The sequence below is a fragment of the Promicromonospora sp. NPDC019610 genome, from assembly GCF_044389365.1.
In the GTDB taxonomy this organism is placed as follows: Bacteria; Actinomycetota; Actinomycetes; order Actinomycetales; family Cellulomonadaceae; genus Promicromonospora.
In genome coordinates this window covers 726412-746337 of sequence record NZ_JBIRXX010000002.1, presented here as the reverse complement: position 1 = coordinate 746337, position 19926 = coordinate 726412, and the positions used below count along the sequence as shown (strand labels likewise).

Annotated in this window: 17 protein-coding genes and 1 riboswitch; of the genes, 2 read left to right on the top strand and 15 right to left on the bottom strand. The window is 73.1% G+C overall.

Annotation, left to right across the window (positions count from 1 at the left end; translation table 11 throughout):
* Nucleotides 1-137: riboswitch (FMN riboswitch) on the bottom strand.
* Nucleotides 138-256: 119 nt separating this feature from the next.
* A complete protein-coding gene (locus ACH45N_RS14975; protein ID WP_397395163.1) occupies nt 257-991 on the bottom strand; it encodes a DUF2306 domain-containing protein in 735 nt (244 codons plus the stop codon).
* A 284-nt stretch (nt 992-1275) separates the two neighbouring features.
* Nucleotides 1276-1938 carry a ribulose-phosphate 3-epimerase gene (gene rpe, locus ACH45N_RS14970; protein ID WP_020015391.1) on the bottom strand — a complete coding sequence of 221 codons (663 nt, stop codon included), beginning with the start codon at nt 1936-1938 and terminating at the stop codon, nt 1276-1278.
* A 35-nt stretch (nt 1939-1973) separates the two neighbouring features.
* Here rpe and ACH45N_RS14965 point away from each other — a divergent pair, with 35 nt between their 5' ends.
* Together ACH45N_RS14965 and ACH45N_RS14960 are read left to right on the top strand one after the other, a co-directional pair.
* On the top strand, nt 1974-2402 hold the full coding sequence (locus ACH45N_RS14965; RefSeq protein ID WP_397395161.1) for a DUF1761 domain-containing protein: 429 nt from the start codon (nt 1974-1976) through the stop codon (nt 2400-2402).
* Nucleotides 2403-2491: 89 nt separating this feature from the next.
* Complete coding sequence (locus tag ACH45N_RS14960) at nt 2492-3016, top strand: hypothetical protein (protein ID WP_397395159.1); 525 nt, start codon at nt 2492-2494, stop codon at nt 3014-3016.
* A 45-nt stretch (nt 3017-3061) separates the two neighbouring features.
* Here ACH45N_RS14960 and ACH45N_RS14955 read toward each other — a convergent pair whose 3' ends face one another.
* The 13 genes from ACH45N_RS14955 to carA form a co-directional block, all read right to left on the bottom strand.
* Nucleotides 3062-4579: an RsmB/NOP family class I SAM-dependent RNA methyltransferase gene (locus ACH45N_RS14955; protein WP_397395157.1), complete on the bottom strand. Its 1518-nt coding sequence runs from the start codon at nt 4577-4579 to the stop codon at nt 3062-3064.
* Nucleotides 4576-5547, bottom strand: a complete 972-nt coding sequence (fmt, locus tag ACH45N_RS14950) for a methionyl-tRNA formyltransferase (RefSeq protein ID WP_397395155.1) — start codon at nt 5545-5547, stop codon at nt 4576-4578. Before fmt ends, ACH45N_RS14955 begins: the two co-directional genes overlap by 4 nt.
* A gap of 48 nt (nt 5548-5595) precedes the next feature.
* On the bottom strand, nt 5596-6561 hold the full coding sequence (locus ACH45N_RS14945) for a hypothetical protein (RefSeq protein WP_397395153.1): 966 nt from the start codon (nt 6559-6561) through the stop codon (nt 5596-5598).
* Nucleotides 6562-6622: 61 nt separating this feature from the next.
* Nucleotides 6623-7258, bottom strand: coding sequence for an HAD family hydrolase (locus tag ACH45N_RS14940; protein ID WP_397395151.1), 636 nt, complete (start codon nt 7256-7258; stop codon nt 6623-6625).
* Between the two features lie 59 nt (nt 7259-7317).
* Complete coding sequence (locus ACH45N_RS14935; protein WP_397395149.1) at nt 7318-9897, bottom strand: primosomal protein N'; 2580 nt, start codon at nt 9895-9897, stop codon at nt 7318-7320.
* A gap of 258 nt (nt 9898-10155) precedes the next feature.
* On the bottom strand, nt 10156-11346 hold the full coding sequence (gene metK, locus ACH45N_RS14930) for a methionine adenosyltransferase (RefSeq protein WP_397395147.1): 1191 nt from the start codon (nt 11344-11346) through the stop codon (nt 10156-10158).
* 58 nt (nt 11347-11404) lie between these two features.
* Nucleotides 11405-12634 (bottom strand): bifunctional phosphopantothenoylcysteine decarboxylase/phosphopantothenate--cysteine ligase CoaBC, encoded by a 1230-nt coding sequence (coaBC, locus tag ACH45N_RS14925; RefSeq protein WP_397395145.1) that lies wholly within the window; start codon nt 12632-12634, stop codon nt 11405-11407.
* A 16-nt stretch (nt 12635-12650) separates the two neighbouring features.
* The gene (gene rpoZ, locus ACH45N_RS14920; protein ID WP_020015401.1) at nt 12651-12986 is read right to left on the bottom strand and encodes a DNA-directed RNA polymerase subunit omega; all 336 of its coding nucleotides are present in this window, start codon (nt 12984-12986) and stop codon (nt 12651-12653) included.
* A gap of 92 nt (nt 12987-13078) precedes the next feature.
* Nucleotides 13079-13675 carry a guanylate kinase gene (gmk, locus tag ACH45N_RS14915; RefSeq protein ID WP_397397461.1) on the bottom strand — a complete coding sequence of 199 codons (597 nt, stop codon included), beginning with the start codon at nt 13673-13675 and terminating at the stop codon, nt 13079-13081.
* A 1-nt stretch (nt 13676) separates the two neighbouring features.
* On the bottom strand, nt 13677-13988 hold the full coding sequence (gene mihF / locus ACH45N_RS14910) for an integration host factor, actinobacterial type (RefSeq protein ID WP_020015403.1): 312 nt from the start codon (nt 13986-13988) through the stop codon (nt 13677-13679).
* Between the two features lie 277 nt (nt 13989-14265).
* Nucleotides 14266-15126, bottom strand: coding sequence for an orotidine-5'-phosphate decarboxylase (pyrF, locus tag ACH45N_RS14905; RefSeq protein ID WP_397397459.1), 861 nt, complete (start codon nt 15124-15126; stop codon nt 14266-14268).
* Nucleotides 15127-15188: 62 nt separating this feature from the next.
* Nucleotides 15189-18587 carry a carbamoyl-phosphate synthase large subunit gene (gene carB, locus ACH45N_RS14900; protein ID WP_397395142.1) on the bottom strand — a complete coding sequence of 1133 codons (3399 nt, stop codon included), beginning with the start codon at nt 18585-18587 and terminating at the stop codon, nt 15189-15191.
* Entirely contained in the window at nt 18587-19909 is a 1323-nt protein-coding gene (gene carA, locus ACH45N_RS14895) for a glutamine-hydrolyzing carbamoyl-phosphate synthase small subunit (RefSeq protein WP_397397457.1), read from the bottom strand. The genes carB and carA overlap by 1 nt, the downstream gene beginning before the upstream one ends.
* Nucleotides 19910-19926: the final 17 nt, after the last annotated feature.

The window sequence follows — 19926 nt, the reverse complement described above, 5'->3', positions numbered from 1 at the left end:
GCACGTGCTTCCTCCCATCCGGACTTTCACCGTCGGTCCTGGAGTTCCACCAGGTCAACCGGCCCGTCCTTGCGGACGGACGCGGGTCGCGGACTGTCACCGCCGGCTCGGAATTACACCGACCCCGGAGCACGTGTGTGCGTACTGCTGCTCGTCAGCATGCCACAGGTCGCGGCGCGTGCGGCCATGGTCTGCGTCACATGCGGGCCCGTCACCCGCGGTCCCGTCGTGCGTGGTCCCGTCATCCGTGGTCCCGTCATCTGCGCGCCCGGAGCCGGCGCCGGTGGATCACCCACTCCGCCACGGCGAGGTTGATCACCCACCCCGCGGTCAGCCCGATCGAGTTCGTCACGGGGTCCAGGCGGCCGGTGACCAGCACGAGGGGCCCGAGCAGCAGCCCCTGGGTCCCGGCGCCCATGGCCAGCGCGTACGCGCGCGTCATCCACGCGGAGTGGGTGGCGTAGTCCCGGCGCAAGGCCGCCCGGACCCCCAGCACGAGCGCGACCAGCATGGTGGTGCCCACCAGGTACCGCATGCCGTTGACCACGACCGTGTCCCTGACCGGCAGGTCGTAGAACGCCGTCATCCAGAGCCCGGTGAGCGCGACGCCGGCCCCGGCCGGGACGAGCACCCGCCCGGCCCACCGGTGCCAGCGGCGACGGCGCAGGCCCGGCACGAACTGGAAGGCGCCCAGCATGCTGTAGACCGTCACGCACACGATGTGCACGACGACGGGCAGCGGCTGCGTCACGAACCGCGCGTTCTCCTCCGTGAGCACCGGGCCGGAAGCAAGCTCGGCGAGCCGCGCGGAGCCGCCGATCGCCGGGATCACCGACAGCAGGAGGAGGCCGGCGGGAACGAGCCAGGCGCGGCGGCGGGTGCGCCGGGGCGGCGTCGCGGACGTCGTCCCGGTCGTCGCCTCGGGTGCTGCGGTCCCGGAGACTGCTGCGGCCTGGGGTGCAGCGTCAGGCGCCGCGTCGGGTGTCGTCATGTAACGAGCATCCCGGCCGGTCGGAGCAAGGTCATCGGCCCACGGACCAGTCTTCGGACTGGCCGAAAGTACGAGCCGTCCTCCCCCACCGGGGCGGGTCGGTGAGCTGGCCGCGGACCCGGTGCGGGTGACTCGGCCCGCTTGGCACACTATTTCCAACAGGAAATCAAGCGAGACCGATCGCTGAGTGCTGGGTATTTGCGCTTCTGGGACGTGAAGATGCGCGAATACCCAGCACTCAACGGCCGCGGCGGTCGGGTGCGGCCGGGTGCGACCTGGGTCGGTCAGTGGGTGTGCTTGTCCGCCAGCTCGCGGAGCGTCGCGATCTCCGCCGGGATGTCCTCGGCGCCGTACACCGCCGAGCCCGCCACGAAGACGTTCGCGCCGGCGTCGGCCGCACGCTCGATCGTGTCCCGGGAGACTCCCCCGTCGACCTGGATCCACACGTCCAGCCCGGACTCGCTCACGGCCTGCCGTGCGCGCCGGATCTTGGGCAGCGTGCCCTCGATGAACGACTGCCCGCCGAACCCCGGCTCGACCGTCATCACGAGGATCATGTCGATCTCGGCCAGCAGGTCGAGGAACGGCTCCACCGGCGTGGCCGGACGCAGCGCCACCCCGGCGCGCGCCCCGAGGCGGTGCAGCTCCCGGGCCAGGCGGACGGGCGCCTGTGCGGCCTCGGCGTGGAAGGTGACGGACGCCGCCCCCGCCTCCGCGAACGCCGGGGCCCACCGGTCCGGGTTCTCGATCATGAGGTGGGCGTCGAGCGGGATCGGCGACACCTTCGCGAGCCGCTCGAAGATCGGCAGCCCCAGCGTCAGGTTCGGCACGAAGTGGTTGTCCATGACGTCCACGTGCGCGTAGTCCGCGGAGGCGATCCGGCCGAGGTCACGCTCGAGGTTCGCGAAGTCGGCGGACAGGATGCTGGGGGCGATGAGTGCTGCCATGATGCCAGCCTAGAGGCCGACGGAACGGAGCGACGATGATCCCCGACGTGAACTACTGGGCCGTGATCGTGGCCACGCTGTCCACGCTCGTCGTGGGCTCGGTCTGGTACACCCCGCGCGTGTTCGGCACCCGCTGGATGCGGCTGGCGAAGGTGGATCCCGACGCCGCCCGGGCCGCCGGCGTCTGGCCCATCGTCGTGACGGTGATCGTCAGCTTCCTGACGGCGTGGGTGCTGGCCGGCGCCGTCTACATCTCGTGGGTCTTCTACGAGGGCAGCTTCTTCACGGCGTCGGTCGTGACGGCCGTGCTGCTCTGGGTCGGCTTCACCGCGGCCCGCTTCATCACCCACGACGCCTTCGAGGGCCGCCCGCCGCAGCTCACCACCCTGAACCTGGCGCACGAGCTGGTCACGATCCTGGTCATGGCCGTGATCCTCGGCGTATGGCCGCCGGCGGGCGTGTAGGCGTACCACCAGAGACCAGGCGAAAGTTCACCCGTGCGGCGCACGGAACCCGCTGACCCGGACCGCGGACGGCGCGCTAACGTCCGGCCATGGTCAGCAAGCCGGACGGCAGCCACGGAATGTTCCGCAGGTTCTACGACGAGACCTACAACCTCCGCACCATCAGCACGAAGCGACTCTGGTTCAACGCGTTCCTCTTTCCGTGCGTCATCGTGCTGGGCATCCTCCTCATCGCAGACGTCTACGGGTCCCAACGAGTTCTGGAGTCGAGGGGGGTCGTCGTCGATGCAGTTGTCGTCGAGCGCGGCGACAGTCTGAAGCTGGAGATCCCCGCGGGCGACGGCGGACGAGCAACGTACGTGAACAACCCCGACGATGCGCTTGCCGTCGGCGACGTCGTCACCATCCGCTATGACCCCAGGGATCCCACGAACTTCTCTCCCACCATGGAGAGCGGCCTCGGTGGCGCCATGGCAGCCTTCGGCGCCATTCTGATCATCATGGCTGGGCTGTGGTCGTTTCAGGTCGTCGAACTGATCGGGCGCCTGACAGGACGCCGACGACGCCAGCCTCGAAACGTCGGCTTCAACTTCACTCCGCACTTCACCGACTGACCCAGCCGCACACAGACAGGGTCGAACACGCCGAGCGGGCTGAGGTCAGGCCGTCCGGCGCAGCAGCGTCAGGTGCATCGCGTCCGTCCCGTGCACGTGCGGCCAGAGCTGCACGTCGTCGCGATCCGCCAGCGGGATGTCCGCACCCGGACGCACCGCGGACCGCACCGCGGCCGGGGTGTCCAGCCGCTCGACGTCGGCGCGCTTCTTCAGCACGTCGGCGACCACGAGCTGCGTCTCGGCCAGGTGCGGTGAGCACGTCACGTACGCCACCACTCCCCCGGGCCGGACGGCGTCCAGCGCCGAGGCGAGCAGCTCCCGCTGGAGCGCCGTGAGGGCGGCCAGGTCCGACGGCGTCCGCCGCCACCGGCTCTCCGGCCGACGGCGCAGCGCGCCCAGCCCGGTGCACGGCGCGTCGACCAGCACGCGGTCGTAGGCCCCGGGTTCCTCCGTGCCGACCTCGCGGCCGTCGCCGGTGCGCACCTCCTCGACCACGCCGTCGGGCAGCGCGGCGAGGGCCCCCGCGACCAGGCGGGCCCGGTGCGGCGCCACCTCGTTCGCGACCAGGGTCGCGCCGCGCTCGGCGGCCAGGGCGCCGAGCAGGGCGGCCTTGCCGCCCGGGCCCGCGCACAGGTCCAGCCAGCGCTCGCCCGCACTGTCATCGGCGTCGCCCTCGACGGGCACGCCCGCGAGGGCGAGGGTGACGAGCTGGGAGCCCTCGTCCTGGACGCCCGCGAGGCCCGCCCGGATCGCGGGGATGCCGGACGGGTCCGAGCCCTCCAGGCGCAGCGCCGTGGGCGCCCAGCGCCCGGCGACCAGGTCCACGTCGCCCCAGGCGTCCTCGTCGGACGCCTCCACCAGGCCCGGCCGCGCAACGAGGGTGACGCGCGGGGCGGCGTTGTCGGCGGCCAGCAGGTCGCCAAGCTCGTCGACGCCGCGCCCGTTGCCCGCCAGCGCCTCCCGCAGCGCGCGGGCGATCCACAGCGGGTGCGACTCGGTGGTCGCGAGGCCGCTCAGGGCGTCCGGCGCCTCCTTCTCCAAGATCGACAGCCACTCGTCGAGCGGCCGCTCGGACACCCGGCGGAGCACGGCGTTCACCATCTGCGCGGGCCCCGCGCCCACCCGGTTGCGCGCGAGCCCGACCGTCTCCGAGACCGCGGCGTGCCCGGGCACGCGCATGCCGAGGAGCTGGTGGGCGCCGAGCCGCAGCACGTCCAGCAGCGCCGCGTCCAGGCCCGACAGCGGGCGGTCGACGCACGTCGCCAGGATCGCGTCGTACCGGCCGCGCATCCGCAGCGTGCCGTAGGTGAGCTCGGTGGCGAAGCCGGCGTCGCGACCGCGGATCCGCCGCTCCCGCAGCAGCGGGGGCAGCACCAGGTTCGCGTACGCGTCGGACTCGTCGACCTCGCGCAGGACGTCGAAGGCGGCCATGCGCGCCGGGTCGGTGCCCTTGCGGCGCTCCGAGGGCGCCTGCGACGTACGCGACCGGTCGCCCCGGGACCGCGACGCGGAGCGCTGCCGCCCCGCTGAGCTGCGGCGCTCGTCGCCCTCGTAGGCGCTCATGCGGAGGCACCCGTCGTGCTCGGGGTCGACGCCCCGCCCAGCACCAGACCCGCCTCGACGAGCGCGCGGCCACCGCCCCGGGCCCAGTCGGGCGCGGGCATGGCCTTCTTGCCGACCGGCCGCACCTCCCCCAGCGCGACGGCGTGCGTCGCCGTCCCGACCAGCACCTCGTGCTTGAGCGCGCGCACCTCCCCCGCCCTCAGGTCGGTGACGTCGGGGCGCGGCGAGACGGGCCCGAGGCCCAAGCGGGAACCGTCCGGGAGCACGGTCCACGCGCCCGGCGCGGGCGTGCAGCCACGCACCAGGCGGTCGACAGCGAGCGCCGGGTCGGTCCAGACGACGCGGGCGTCGTCGGTGGTGAGCTTGGCGGCGACGGAGACGCCGTCGGCGGGCTGGGGCTGGGGCTGGAGGGTGCCGTCCTCGAGGGCGTCGAGGGTGGCGACGAGCAGCTCGGCGCCGGAGACGGCGAGGCGGCCGAGGAGGTCGCCGGAGGTGTCGGTGGGGCGGATGGTCTCGGTGGCCGTGCCGAGCACGGGGCCGGTGTCCATGCCCTCGTCGAGCAGGAAGGTGGTGGCGCCGGTGACCTCGTCGCCGGCGATGAGGGCGCGCTGCACGGGGGCGGCGCCGCGCCAGGCGGGCAGCACGGAGAAGTGCAGGTTGATCCAGCCGAGGCGGGGTACGGCGAGCACGGCGGGGCGCAGGATGTGGCCGTAGGCGACGACGGGGGCGGCGTCGATCTCCAGCTCCTGCAGCATGGTCACGAACTCGTCGCCGCGTGGGACGTCGGTGATGACGCGGATCCCGGCCTCCTCGGCCCGCGCCCGCACGGGGCTGGGCGTGAGCTTGCGGCCGCGGCCGGACGGCGCGTCGGCACGGGTCAGGACGGCGACGACCTCGTGGCGCGAGGCGAGCAGGGCCTCCAGGGAGGCGACGGCTGGTTCGGGGGTTCCGGCGAAGAGAAGACGCACCGGGTCAGTCTAGGTGTGCACCAGGTGTGGGGCTCTGTCGGGCCGGCTCTACCGGGGCCTTCGCGGTACCTCCGTCGGCACGGCGCGACGTCGGGCGCCGAGCACCACGCTCCCCGCTGCGGTCAGGGTCCCGAGCGCGATCGCAGCGGCCGCGGTGAGGGTCAGGGTGTCCGGGCCCGTGAGCGGCTGCCCGCGCAGGGCCTGCCAGGCCAGCAGCAGGACGACCGCGAGCGCCGTCCCGGCGGCGACGAGCACGAGCCGGGTGCGGTCGCGGATCGTGAGCCAGGTCGCGGGCAGGACGGCGAGCAGCCAGGCCACGAGCGGCAGCGCCTGCATGGCGTGGATGCCGACGAAGTGCGCGGCCCGCAGGTCGCCGGCGACGGTGGACCAGCCGAGCACGGGCAGGCCGGGCCCGCCGTCCGGCGGGCCCACGGTATGGGCGCCGATCAGCACGCGGTCCCCGCCGGCGCGCAGGGCGTCGAGCTGGGCGGGGGTCGGGTCGGTCATGAGGAAGGCGACGGCCATGCCGACGACGGCGACGACGAGGCCGCCGCGCAGGCCCCAGGCGAGCACGGGGTCGTCCAGCCGCTGGGCGAGCAGCACCACGGCGACGACGACGTTGGTGGCCCAGAGTGTGGCGATGGCGCCCGCCATGGTGAAGTACACCGTCTGGTCGAGCGGGGTGCTCACGTTGAAGTGGCTGCGCAGCCCCCGCGCCGACTGGAGCACGATCAGTGCCAGCTCGATCAGCAGCGCGGCCGCGACGATCCAGGAGACGGTCACCACGAGGCGCCGTCGGCCGCGGACGTAGGTGAGGAACCAGACCAGCGTGACGCTGTACACGCAGATCGACACGGCGAACTTCGTGGGCTTGAGCCAGGTGGGCTCGCCGAGCACCTGGCGCGGGTCGGCGGCCAGGCCCACGAGACACACCAGCAGCACCACGGCCGTCAGCAGGGTGGTGACTGCCAGCGGCGGGTTGGTGCGCACGGCGCGCGCGAGCAGCGAGGTCATCTCCGAAGCGTGACATCGCCCGGAGCGGTACCGGGAGGTGATTCGCCCGTCGCCGAAGACCTCAGGTCGCGACCGGGAGGCCCAGGGCTCGCAGGTCCTTGCGCAGGGCGGCGGTGTCGGTGAACACCACACCGTGGAAGCCGACCCCGCGCGCGGCGTCCACGTTCACCTGCTTGTCGTCAATGAAGACGGCGCGGGTCGGGTCCACCCCGAACCGCTCGACGACCAGCTCGAAGATGCGCCGGTCCGGCTTGGCCATGCCCTCGCGGCCGGACACGATGACGTCCTCCATCAGCCCGATCGCCGGCGCCGCGGGCTCGGCGCTGTGGAACGTCTCGGTCTGCCAGTTGGTCAGCCCGTACAGGCGCAGCCCGAGCCCCTTCAGCTCCGCCACCAGCTCGGCCGACCCCTCGACGGGTCCGGTCAGCGACAGCTCGTAGTGCTCCACGTACCGGCGCAGGTCCTCGACCTGCTCGGGGTGGGTCCGGCCCACCCGCTCCAGCAGCACGGCGTACGACGTCCCGGCGTCCGCGGCGTGGTTGATCGACCCGAAGTCGACGGCCTCGAAGAACGCCTCGATCTCTGCCCGGGGGCGCCCCTCGTACGGCCCGAAGGGGTCCCACCCGACGAGCACGTTGCCGAAGTCGTAGACGACGGTGTCGATCACGAGCGCGCCGGGCACGGGAACATCGGGCACGGGAACATCGGGCGCAGAAACGTCGGTCACAGGGACGTCGGTCGCTGGGTCGGCTGGGGTCACAGCATCTCCTTCGGGTCGAGCTGTACACGGACGGTCCCACCCTCGCGGCGCGCGGAGCGCACGGCGAGGCTGGCCTTGAGCCTGCGGGCGAGCTCGTCGCCCTGGGCGAGCGGTACCCGCAGCACGGTCCGCACGGGCAGGTCGAGCGCCTGGAACCCGGTGTCCCGGCTGCCTCCCGGGCCGTTTCCCCCACCCCCGCCCCGGCGGCCCGACGGCGCCCCCGTGCCCCGGCCGCCCGGTCCGCGCCCGGGGGTCTCCGGGTCGATCTCGACGGGGCCCAGCACGCCCGAGCCCGCGCCCAGGTCCTCGCGCAGCCCGACCCGGCTGACGACCGCGTCCACCGCCGTGCGGTCCCCGGTCACGGCGGCGACCCGGACGGCGGGCGGCAGGTGCAGCTCGGCTCGCTCGTCGAGCTCCCGCCCCGCGAAGCCGGCGGGGTCCCAGCGCACCAGGGCCTGGGTGGGTCCGGGCGCCCCGTCGCCCACGAGCAGCACCTGCCCCCCGGGCCCGGGGCGGACCAGCGACGACGCCGCCAGCCAGCGGTGCAGAGCCTCGGTGCCCGCGGCGAGGCCGGTGCCGCCGGTCATCACGGCGGCGTCGAGCAGGAGCGCGATGGCGTAACCGCCGTCCGCGACGGGCTCGGCGCCGGGGGTCGCCACGACGAGCGCGGGAGTGGCCGGGACGGCGTCGAGCACGCCGCCGGGGGCGGACGCCGCCGACAGCCGTACCGGCACCCCCGTGAACGCGCGGCCGAGCTCCTCGGCGGTGCGTGCGGAGCCGACGCGCACCGATCGCAGGCCCGTCCACCCGCACTCCTCGCACCGCCAGCCCCCGGCCAGACGCCCGCACCAGGTGCACTGCGGGGCGCCGTCGGCGTGCGGCAGGCCCAGGGGCCCGTGGCAGTGCGCGCAGCGGGCGGCGACGCGGCAGCGGGAGCACGCCACGACCGGCAGGTAACCGGAGCGGGGCACCTGCACCAGCACCGGGCCCCGCTCCAGGGCCTCGCGCGCGGCACGCCACGCGGTGGACGGGAGCCGGGCCGCGGCGGCGGCGCCCTCCCGCGCCAGCTCGACGGACGTCAGCGCCCGCACCCGCGGCGCCCGGGCCCGCACCACGTCCCGGGGCGCGGCGAGCTCACGCGCCCAGCCCGAGGCGAGCAGCGCCTGCGCCTGCACGGTGCGGCCCGGCGAGCCCAGCAGGAACGCCGTGTTCTCCCGCTCGGCCCGCAGCGCCAGCACGTCGCGCGCGTGGGGGTAGGGGGCGTGCGGCTCGGCCAGCGTCTCCTCGCCGTCGCCCCACAGGACCACCAGGCCGAGGTCGGCGACCGGCGCGAACATCGCGGCCCTGGTCCCCACCACCACCCGCGCGTCGCCCCGCAGGGCCCGGAGGAAGGCCCGGTACCGGGGCGCGGGGCCGTCGTCGGCCAGCAGCCGCACCACGTCGTCGGCCCCGGCGCCCTCCGACACGTCTGACAGGGCGGCGGTCACGCGCGCCACGTCCCGCGCGTCCGGCACGACGACGAGCACCCCGCGCCCGCCCGCGGTGCACGCCCGCACGGCCTGCGCGACGGCCGCGGCCCAGTGCGGGGTCCGCGTGCCCGAGTCGGAGCCAGAGCCAGTGCCCGTGTCGGAGCCCGCCCCTCCACCCACGCCCGGCAGCGCCGACCACACGGCGCGCGGCGCCTCGCCCGCGACGATCCGGCGCAGGTACGCCTCACCCCCGCGATACGGGGTCCAGGCGGACGACGGCGGCGCGACGGCCGGCTCGCCCACCACCGGCACCGCGACGGCAGGAACACCCGCCAGAGCGACGTCTCCGGCTGCGGGGTCGGAGGCTGCCCCCTCGGACAGCGCGGTGTCCGACGCCGTCTCCTCCGAGGTCCCGGTTCCCGAGGCCGCTGTGCCCGGCGCCTCTGTGCCCGGCGCCTCTGTGCCCGAGGCTTCTGTGCCCGGCGCCTCTGTGTCCGGCGCCTCTGTGTCCGAGGGGCCCGGACCGGGGCTCCCGTCGCCGGCCCTCGCCCCGCCGGTTGCCGGCTCCTTCTCGACCCGCGCGTGCCGGGGTGGCAGGGCCAGGCGCAGGACGTCGGCGAGCGTGCCGGCGTAGCGGTCGGCCACGGCGCGGCACAGGTCGAGCACCTGCGGCGTCAGCACGCGCTCGTCGGACACCACCTTGCGCAGCGGGACGAGCCGGCCGTCGTGGTCCGACGTCTCCTGGCGCGCGACGACGTAGCCCGCCACGTCCTGCCGCCCGAACCGTGCCTTGATCCGCACGCCGGGCTGGGCGTCGTCCGTCATCGTGGCGGGGACGAGGTAGTCGTACGGCTGGTCGAGGTGCGCGGGCTGCAGGTCCAGCACGACACGCGCGACCGGCAGCGTCTGCGCGATCGGGATGCCGTTGGTCTCGGCGTTGTCGAGCGGGCCCCGGGAGCCCCTCTCTCCCCGTCCGGCAGCGGGAGCACCGCCCACCTCGTCGAGCCCGAGCAGCGCCCCGTCGTCCCCCACGTTGTCGTCCACCGCCATGCCGTCCACGGCGCTGCCGCCCACCGCGCTGTCGTCCACCGGCCTGTCCCCGTTCACGCACCTATCCCACCACGGGCCACCCACACCCCGCGGCGCATGCCGACCTCGTCCGGCTGTCCCGCGACGTCGGCAGGACGCACCGCAGTCGGCACTCTGCGTCGAGGTCGGCACAGGCCTGTGCCGACCTCGACGCAGAGTGCCGACCTCGTGGGCGACCCGTCAGCCGACTGCCGACCTCGGCACCCGGAACACCAGCATCCAGAACGCCAGTTCTCAGAGAATCAGCCCTCAGAACATCAGCATCCGGAACGAGCCTCAGAACAGGCTCAGGAGGTCCTCGACCCGGTCCGTGCGCTCCCACGTGAAGTCGGGCAGGTCGCGGCCGAAGTGCCCGTACGTGGACGTGGCCCGGTAGATGGGCCGCAGGAGGTCGAGGTCGCGCACGATCGCGGCGGGGCGCAGGTCGAACACCTCGTGGATGGCCGCGGTGATCTTCGAGACGGGCACGGTCTCGGTGCCGAAGGTCTCGACGTAGAGGCCCACGGGGTGCGCCTTGCCGATGGCGTAGGCGACCTGGACCTCGCAGCGCCGCGCGAGCCCGGCGGCCACGACGTTCTTGGCCACCCAGCGCATGGCGTACGCGCCCGACCGGTCCACCTTCGAGGGGTCCTTGCCGGAGAACGCGCCGCCGCCGTGCCGCGCCATGCCGCCGTAGGTGTCCACGATGATCTTGCGGCCCGTCAGGCCGGCGTCGCCCTGCGGCCCGCCGATGACGAACTTGCCGGTCGGGTTCACGAACTGCCGCGCGCCGGCCCAGTCGAGGCCCGCGGACTCCAGCACGGGGGCGATCACGATCTCGGCGACCTCGACGTGCAGCTTCTCCTGCAGCACGTCGGCGTCGTGCTGGGTGGAGAGCACCACGGTGTCGACGGCGACGGGCCGGTCGCCGTCGTACCCGATGGTCACCTGGGTCTTGCCGTCGGGGCGCAGGCCCAGCAGCTCGCCCGACTTGCGGACGGCGGCGAGGCGCTCCGACAGCCGGTGCGCCAGCCAGCCGGCCACGGGCATGTAGGCGGGCGTCTCGTCGGACGCGTAACCGAACATCAGGCCCTGGTCGCCGGCGCCCTGGGCGTCCAGCGGGTCGAGGTCGCTCGTGTCGTCACGCATCTCCAGGGCCTTGTCCACGCCCTGGGCGATGTCGGGCGACTGCTGCCCGATGGAGACGGACACGCCGCACGAGTCGCCGTCGAACCCGATGGCGGACGACGTGTAGCCGATGCCGCGCACCACGTCCCGGACGATCTGCGGGATCTCGACGTACGCCTCGGTGGTGACCTCGCCCGCGACGTGGACCAGCCCGGTGGTGACCATGGTCTCCACCGCGACGCGCGACGTCGGGTCCTGCTCCAGCAGGGCGTCGAGGATGGCGTCGCTGATCTGATCACAGACCTTGTCCGGATGACCCTCGGTCACGGACTCGGACGTGAAAAGGCGCAGCTCGCTCATGGGCACCAGCCTACGGTCTCGCACAGTGGGAAGTCGATCCTGGCAGGTGAGACGGGGGTCACGACAGCAGCTTGGCGACGGCGTCCCACAGGGCGTCCGCCACCTCGCGCTTCGATCCGGAGGCCAGTCCGACGACGTCGCCGGTCCCGTCCAGGATCGTGACCTCGTTGCTCTCGGTGCCGAAGCCACGCCCCCCACCGACCGCGTTCACCGCGATGAGGTCGGCGCCCTTGCGCCGGGCCTTGGCCCGGCCGTGCTCCAGCACGCTGCCCGACGCGTCGCCCGTCTCGGCCGCGAAGCCCACCACGACCTGGCCGGGACGCAGCCGGTCGTGCGCGATCTCCGCGAGGATGTCGGGGTTCTCGACGAGCTCGATCGGTGCGGGCCCCTGCCCCGGCACCTTCTTGATCTTGGCGTCGGGCGTGACGGCGGGGCGGAAGTCCGCCACGGCAGCGGCCATCACCACGACGTCGGCCTCCGCGCCCACGGCCCGGACGGCGTCGCGCAGCTCCATCGTGGACTCCACCTGCACGACGGAGCAGGCCCGCGGACCGGCCAGGACCTGGTCGGTGACGTCCTGTGCGAGGTTGGCCGCCACGAGGGTCACGTCGGCGCCGCGTGCGGCGGCGGCCTGCGCCAGGGCCACCCCCTGCCGGCCGCTGGACCGGTTGCCGATGAACCGCACCGGGTCGATGGCCTCGCGGGTGCCGCCCGCCGAGACGACGACGCGCCGCCCGGCGAGGTCGAGGTTCTCGGCCAGCGGTTCGGTGACCAGCGAGAGCGCCTCACGCGCGATGTCCTCCGGCTCGGGCAGCCGCCCGGGGCCGGTGTCCTTGCCGGTCAGGCGGCCCGAGGCGGGCTCGATCACGTGCACGCCCCGCTCGCGCAGGGTCGCCACGTTCGCCCGGGTGGCCGCGTGGTCCCACATCTCGGTGTGCATCGCCGGGGCGAGCACCACCGGGCAGCGCGCCGCCAGCAGCGTGGTGGTCAGCAGGTCGTCCGCGAGCCCCGCGGCGGCACGCGCCAGGAGGTCCGCGGTGGCCGGCGCGACGATCACGAGGTCGGCGTGCTGCCCCAGCGACACGTGCTGCACGCCCGGGACGTCGTCGAACACCTCGGTGCTGACGGGCTCGCCCGACAGCGCCTCGAACGTCGGTGCGCCCACGAACTCCAGCGCCGCGCGCGTGGGGATCACGCGCACGGCGTGCCCCTGCTCGCGCAGCAGCCGCAGCAGGAGCACCGCCTTGTACGCGGCGATCCCACCGGAGACGCCGAGCAGGATCCTCATCGGTGGTGTGGTGGGATCAGGCCGGGAACTCGGGCAGCGACTGCTCGGCCTTCGCGGCGGCAGCGGCGTCAGCCTGCGCCTGCACCTCGGCCGGGTCGACCTCCTCGATGGTGAGGAGGCCCTGGGTGATCTCGCGCATCGCGATGGAGAGGGGCTTCTCCTGGTTGCGGGTCTCGACGAGCGGGCCCACGTTCTCCAGGAGGCCCTCGTTGAGCTGCGAGTAGTACGCGTTGATCTGACGGGCACGCATGGACGCGTACAGCACGAGGCCGTACTTCGAGTCGATACGCTCGAGCAGCTCGTCGATCGGCGGGTCGGTGATGCCCTCAGGGGCGGCGACGGTTCCGGCCATGGTGAAGCTCCAGAAGTCTTGGGTGACGGGGGAAAGTCCGAGAACTGAGTCTACCTGCTCTGTCACCCGGAGGTGGCAGGCAGCGCGCCGGGTCAGCCGACCGGTGTGGTGGAACCCACACCCATCACGGCGACGAGCGCGTCCGTGGCGCGGTGCACGTCGTCGTTCACGATGGTGACGTCGAACTCCTTCTCGGCGGCGAGCTCCACGCGCGCCGTGGCGAGCCGCCGCTCCCGCTCCTCCGAGTCCTCGGTGCCACGACCGACGAGCCGCCGGACGAGCTCGTCGAAGCTCGGCGGGGCGAGGAAGACGAACCGGGCCTCGAGGCCCGAGGCCGTGACCGCGTCGCGCACCTGGCGCGCGCCCTGGAGGTCGATCTCCAGGAGCACGGGGACCCCGGCGGCGAGCTTCTGCTCGACCGGTCGCCGTGGCGTCCCGTACCGGTTACGACCGTGCACCACCGCCCACTCGAGCATCTCGTCGGAGGCGACCATGCGGTCGAACTCCTCCGGAGACACGAACAGGTAGTGCACTCCGTCCACCTCGCCCGGGCGCGGCGACCGGGTGGTCGCCGACACGGAGAGCCAGACCTGCGGATAACGGTCCCGCACGTCGGCGGAGACCGTGCCCTTGCCCACCGCGGTGGGACCTGCGAGCACGGTCAGCCGTGCGGGTTGTGTCGTACTGATCTCAGCCAAACCTCTCGATGAGCGCCGCCGACTGGTGCGGTCCGAGGCCTCGGACGCGGCGGGTCTCGGCGATCCCGATCTCTTCCATGATCGCCCTGGCCTTAACCTTACCGACCCCGGGCAGCGACTCGAGCAACGAGACGACCTTGAGCTTGCCGACGACGTCGTCCTTCTGGCCCTGCTCGATGACCTCCCTCAGGGAACCTTGCGAGTACTTGAGCTTGTTCTTGATCTCTGCCCGCGCGCGTCGCGCCTCGGCTGCCTTCTCGAGTGCTGCCGCACGCTGCTCGGGTGTGAGGGGTGGTAGTGCCACGCAAGTCACCTACTCGTGTCTCGACCGGTCTTCTGACTCGGGACGTCCGGTCCTCGCTCGGGCCCGATGCCCAAGTCCGTGACCTGGCCCGCAACCGGTCTGGTGTGAACTGCTGCATCGAAAGTAGCCATCGCCTCAGAGGTCGGCAATCGCAGAACGCCACTTCGTGAAAACTCATGCACATGCGCTTTTAGGCAATTAGTACATTCCACAACAAAGCGCCCCCGATCCGTAGGGATCGAGGGCGCTTTGTCCAACCCGGGCTTCAACGCGAGAATCAGCCTCGCAACGCCTCCGTCGCCTCCCGCGCGGCCGCGCGCGCGGCGCTCACCAGCGCCTGCGGGTCCGGTCCTGCGGCGAGCACCCCCCGGGACGACGACGCCAGCACGTTCCGCCGGGCGCCGCCGAACGTCGTGGCGAGCTCGCGCTCCCCCGCACCCTGCGCACCGACGCCGGGGGCCAGCAGCGGGCCGTTGACGGCCACCAGGTCCGTGCCCGTCGCGGCCACCGCGTCGCCGATCGTGGCGCCCACCACGAGGCCCACGGAGCCCATGGGCTCGACGCCCGCGTTGAGCACCGCGGCGTGCGCCGCCATGAGGGCGGCGACGGAGACGCCGCCGCTCTCGCCCTCGCCCTCGGCACGGCGCACCGCGTGCTGCACCTCGAAGCCCTCCTTGTTGGAGGTGAGGCACAGCACGAACAGGCCGCGGCCCGTGGCCGTCGCGAGCTCGACGGCGGGCTCCAGCGAGCCGAAGCCGAGGTACGGAGAGACCGTCAGGGCGTCCCCGGCCAGGGGCGAACCGTCCGCCAGGAACGCGTCGGCGTAGGCGCCCATGGTCGAGCCGATGTCGCCGCGCTTGGCGTCGACGATCGTCAGCGTGCCCGAGCTGCTGCCGGAACCGCCCGAACCCGTGGCCCGGGCCGCCGCCAGCACCTCCTCCAGCACCGCGAGGCCCCGCGAGCCGTGACGCTCGAAGAACGCCGCCTGCGGCTTGAACGCCGCGACCCGGCCCCCGAGCGCGTCCACGACGCGCAGGGAGAACTCCCGCAGGCCGGCGACGTCGTCGGACAGGCCCCAGGCGTGCAGGAGCGACGCGTGCGGGTCGATGCCGACGCAGAGCGGCCCGTGCTCGTCCATGGCGGCCGCGAGCCGGGCGCCGAACGGCGCGACGCCGGCAGCACCGGCGTCAGGGCCCGCGGTCACGCGTGCACCCCCGCCGTCGGCGCCACGACACCCACCTGCGCCGCCGCCCGGCGCGCCGTGGTGGCCGCGGTGTGCTCCTGGAGGCTCGCCACCTCGAACGGGCCCGCCAGCACGGCCTCGATGCCCTGCACCGCTGCCGCGAGCTGGTCCACCGTGGTCGCGATCGGCTTGTCGGCCGCCGTCGTCGCCGCCCGGATCTCGTACCCGTCGGCGCGGGCGCCCTGGCCGGACGGCGAGTTCACCACGAGGTCGATCTGCCCCTCGGTGATGAGCCCGACGACGGTGAGCTCGCCGTCCGGCCCGCGACCCTCGGTGTGCTTGCGCACCTCGGTGGCCTCGATGCCGTTGCGGCGCAGCACGTTCGCGGTGCCGGCCGTGGCGAGCACCTTGAAGCCGAGCTCCACCAGGCGCTTGACCGGGAAGACGACGTGCCGCTTGTCGCTGTCGGCCACGGAGACGAACACCGTGCCCGACGTCGGCAGCCCGCCGAACGCCGCCGCCTGCGACTTGGCGAACGCGTGCGGGAAGTCCTTGTCGAAGCCCATGACCTCGCCCGTGGAGCGCATCTCCGGGCCGAGCACGGAGTCGACGACCAGGCCCTCGCGGGTACGGAACCGCTTGAACGGCAGCACGGCCTCCTTGACGGCCAGCGGCGCGCCCAGGTCGAGCGTGGCGCCGTCGTGCTCCGGGAGCACGCCCGCCGCGCGCAGGTCGGCGATGGACTCGCCGACCATCACGCGGGCCGCGGCCTTGGCCAGCGGCGTGCCCGTCGCCTTGGAGACGAACGGCACGGTGCGCGACGCGCGGGGGTTGGCCTCCAGGACGTACAGGACGTCGCTCACGAGCGCGTACTGGACGTTGAGCAGGCCGCGCACACCCACGCCCTTCGCGATGGCCTCGGTGGAGCGCCGGATGCGCGCGATCTCTGCCTCGCTGAGCGAGACCGGGGGCAGCACGCACGCCGAGTCGCCGGAGTGGATGCCGGCCTCCTCGATGTGCTCCATGACGCCGCCCAGGAACAGCTCCTCGCCGTCGTACAGGGCGTCGACGTCGATCTCCATCGCGTCGTCCAGGAAGCGGTCGATCAGGAGCGGCGCGGCCAGGGTGCCGGGCGCCCCGTTCAGCGCGGCGGCGGCCGCGCTCTCGGTCAGCGCGCGCTCGACGTAGCCGGTGAGCTGGTCCTCGCTGTAGACGATCTCCATGCCGCGGCCGCCGAGCACGTACGACGGGCGCACGAGCACCGGGTAGCCGATGCCCTCGGCGACGTCGCGGGCCTGGGCCAGCGAGCGAGCCGTGCCGAACGCGGGAGCCGGCAGGCCGGCGTCGAGAAGCACCTGGCCGAAGATGCCGCGGTCCTCCGCGGCGTCGATCGCCTCGGGGCTGGTGCCGAGGATCGGCAGCCCGGCCTCGGCGAGGCGCCGCGCGAGGCTCAGCGGCGTCTGCCCGCCGAGCTGCACGATGATGCCCTTGACCGGACCGGCCGCGAGCTCGGCCTGGTAGACCTCCAGGACGTCCTCGAAGGTCAGCGGCTCGAAGTACAGGCGGTCGGACGTGTCGTAGTCCGTGGACACCGTCTCGGGGTTGCAGTTGACCATGACGGTCTCGTACTTGTCCGCCAGCGCCAGGGTGGCGTGCACGCAGGAGTAGTCGAACTCGATGCCCTGGCCGATGCGGTTGGGCCCGGAGCCGAGGATGATCACGGCCTCCCGCTCGCGGGGTGCGACCTCGGTCTCGGCGTCGTAGCTCGAGTAGTGGTACGGGGTCTTGGCCGCGAACTCGGCCGCACAGGTGTCCACGGTCTTGTAGACCGGGCGGACCCCCAGGGCGTGCCGGATCTCGCGCACCGTGGACTCGCCGGAGGCACCCATGCCGCGCAGGCGCGCGACCTGGGCGTCGGACAGTCCGTGCCGCTTGGCGTGGCGCAGCAGGTCCTCGGTGACGGTGGGCGACGCCGCGACCTCGGCCGCGACCTCGTTGACGAGCTGGATCTGGTCGAGGAACCAGGGGTCGATCTTGGTCGCGTCGAAGACCTGCTCGAGCGTGGTGCCGCCGGGCTGCCCGACCGACCGCAGGGCCTGCTGGACCTGGACGAGGCGCTGCTCGGTGGGCCGCTCGATCTCCTTGAGCAGGGTGGCGAGCTCGTCGCCGCTCGGGGCGTCGCCGTCCCAGTGGAACTGCACGCCGCCCTTGTCGATGGAGCGCAGGGCCTTGCCGAGCGCCTCCGTGAAGTTGCGGCCCAGCGCCATGGCCTCGCCCACCGACTTCATGGTGGTGGTCAGGGTGTCGTCGGCGGCGGGGAACTTCTCGAACGCGAACCGCGGGACCTTGACCACGACGTAGTCGAGCGTGGGCTCGAAGCTCGCGGGGGTCACCTTGGTGATGTCGTTCGGGATCTCGTCCAGCGTGTAGCCGACGGCGAGCTTGGCCGCGATCTTCGCGATCGGGAAGCCGGTCGCCTTGGAGGCCAGCGCCGAGGAGCGGGAGACGCGGGGGTTCATCTCGATGACGATGATGCGCCCGTCGGCCGGGTCGATGGCGAACTGGATGTTGCAGCCACCGGTGTCGACGCCGACCTCGCGGATCACGGCGATGCCGATGTCGCGCAGCTTCTGGTACTCGCGGTCGGTGAGCGTCAGCGCGGGCGCCACGGTCACCGAGTCGCCGGTGTGCACGCCCACGGGGTCCACGTTCTCGATGGAGCAGACGACCACGACGTTGTCGTCCTTGTCGCGCATGAGCTCCAGCTCGTACTCCTTCCACCCCAGGATGGACTCCTCCAGGAGCACCTCCGTGGTGGGCGAGTAGTGCAGGCCCTGCCCGACGATGCGGTGCAGGTCCGCCTCGTCGTAGGCCAGGCCGGAGCCGAGGCCGCCCATGGTGAACGACGGGCGCACGACCATCGGGTAGCCCAGGACCTCAGCGGCCTTGAGGGCCTCGTCGATCGTGTGCACGATCTCGGAGCGCGCCGACTCGCCGCCGCACTTCTCGACGACGTCCTTGAACTGCTGGCGGTCCTCGCCCTTCTGGATGGCGGGGATGTTGGCGCCGATCAGCTCGACGCCGTACTTCTCCAGCACGCCGGCCTCGTCCAGGGCGATGGCGGCGTTCAGCGCCGTCTGTCCGCCCAGGGTGGGCAGCAGGGCGTCGGGGCGCTCCTTGGCGATGATCGTGGTCAGCACCTCGGTGGTGATCGGCTCCACGTAGGTCGCGTCGGCGAACTCGGGGTCCGTCATGATCGTGGCCGGGTTCGAGTTGACCAGGATGACCCGCAGGCCCTCCTCCTTCAGGACCCGGCAGGCCTGGGTCCCGGAGTAGTCGAACTCGCAGGCCTGGCCGATGACGATCGGGCCGGACCCGATGACCAGGACCGAGGAGAGGTCGTTACGGCGAGGCATCAGTGGTTCTCCTCGGTGTTGTTCTGTGCTGCTGCGGAAGGCTGGGTCTTGAGGGCGGGCGGCCACGCCGCCGGGTTCGTCAGCAGGCCGACGAACCGGTCGAACAGGTACGCGGCGTCGTGCGGGCCGGCGGCCGCCTCGGGGTGGTACTGCACCGAGAAGGCAGGCAGGTCGAGGCAGGTCAGCCCCTCCACGACCTGGTCGTTGAGCCCCACGTGGGAGACGACGACGCGGCCGTAGCGGCCGCCGTCGTCCCTGCTGTCGTCGTACGGCGCCTGCGAGACGGCGGGCGCGCCGGCGTCGTCCACCACGGGCGCGTCGACGGCGAAGCCGTGGTTGTGCGCGGTGACCTCGACCTTGCCGGTCGTGCGGTCGAGCACGGGCTGGTTGATGCCCCGGTGGCCGTAGCCGAGCTTGTACGTGCCGTAGCCGAGCGCGCGGCCCAGGAGCTGGTTGCCGAAGCAGATACCGAAGAACGGGATGCGGCGGTCCAGGACCGCGCGCAGCAGCTCGACCTCGTGCGCGGCGGCGCCGGGGTCGCCGGGGCCGTTGGAGAAGAACACGCCGCGGGGCGCGTCGTCGGGCAGGCCCGCGAAGACGCCCAGGACGTCGTCGATCGTCGAGGACTGGGGCACGACGACGACGCGCACGCCGCGCTCGGCCAGCCGCGCCGGCGTCATGGACTTGATGCCCAGGTCGACGGCGACGACGGTCGCGACGGGGGTGCGCCCGGGGGCGTTCTCCAGCCACTCGGCGGCCGGCTCGACCGTGTAGGCCTCCTGCGTGGAGACCTCCCCGGCGAGGTTCGCGCCCGCCATCTGCGGCGAGGCCTGCACCTCGGCCACGAGCTCCTCGACGGGGCGCGGGTAGCCGCCGCGCACCAGGTCGTCACCGGAGAAGATCCCGGCGCGCATCACGCCCTCCTCGCGCAGGCGGCGGGTCAGGGCACGGGTGTCGATGTCGGAGATGCCGACGACGCCCTGCGCGGCGAGCTCCTCGCCGAGCGAGCGCTGCGCGCGCCAGTTCGAGACCCGGCGCGCCGGGTCGCGCACCACGTAGCCGGAGACCCAGATGCGGCCCGACTCGGGGTCCTCGTCGTTCACGCCGGTGTTGCCGACGTGCGGCGCCGTCATGACCACGATCTGCCGGTGGTAGGACGGGTCGGTCAGCGTCTCCTGGTAGCCGGTCATGCCGGTGGAGAAGACGATCTCGCCGAACGTCGCGCCGGTGGCACCGTAGGCGCGGCCGCGGTAGGTGGTGCCGTCCTCGAGGACCAGCGCTGCGGAAGTTACGGACGGCTGTGCTGCCGCCTCTGCGGACATCTCTGCGGACGTCGTCG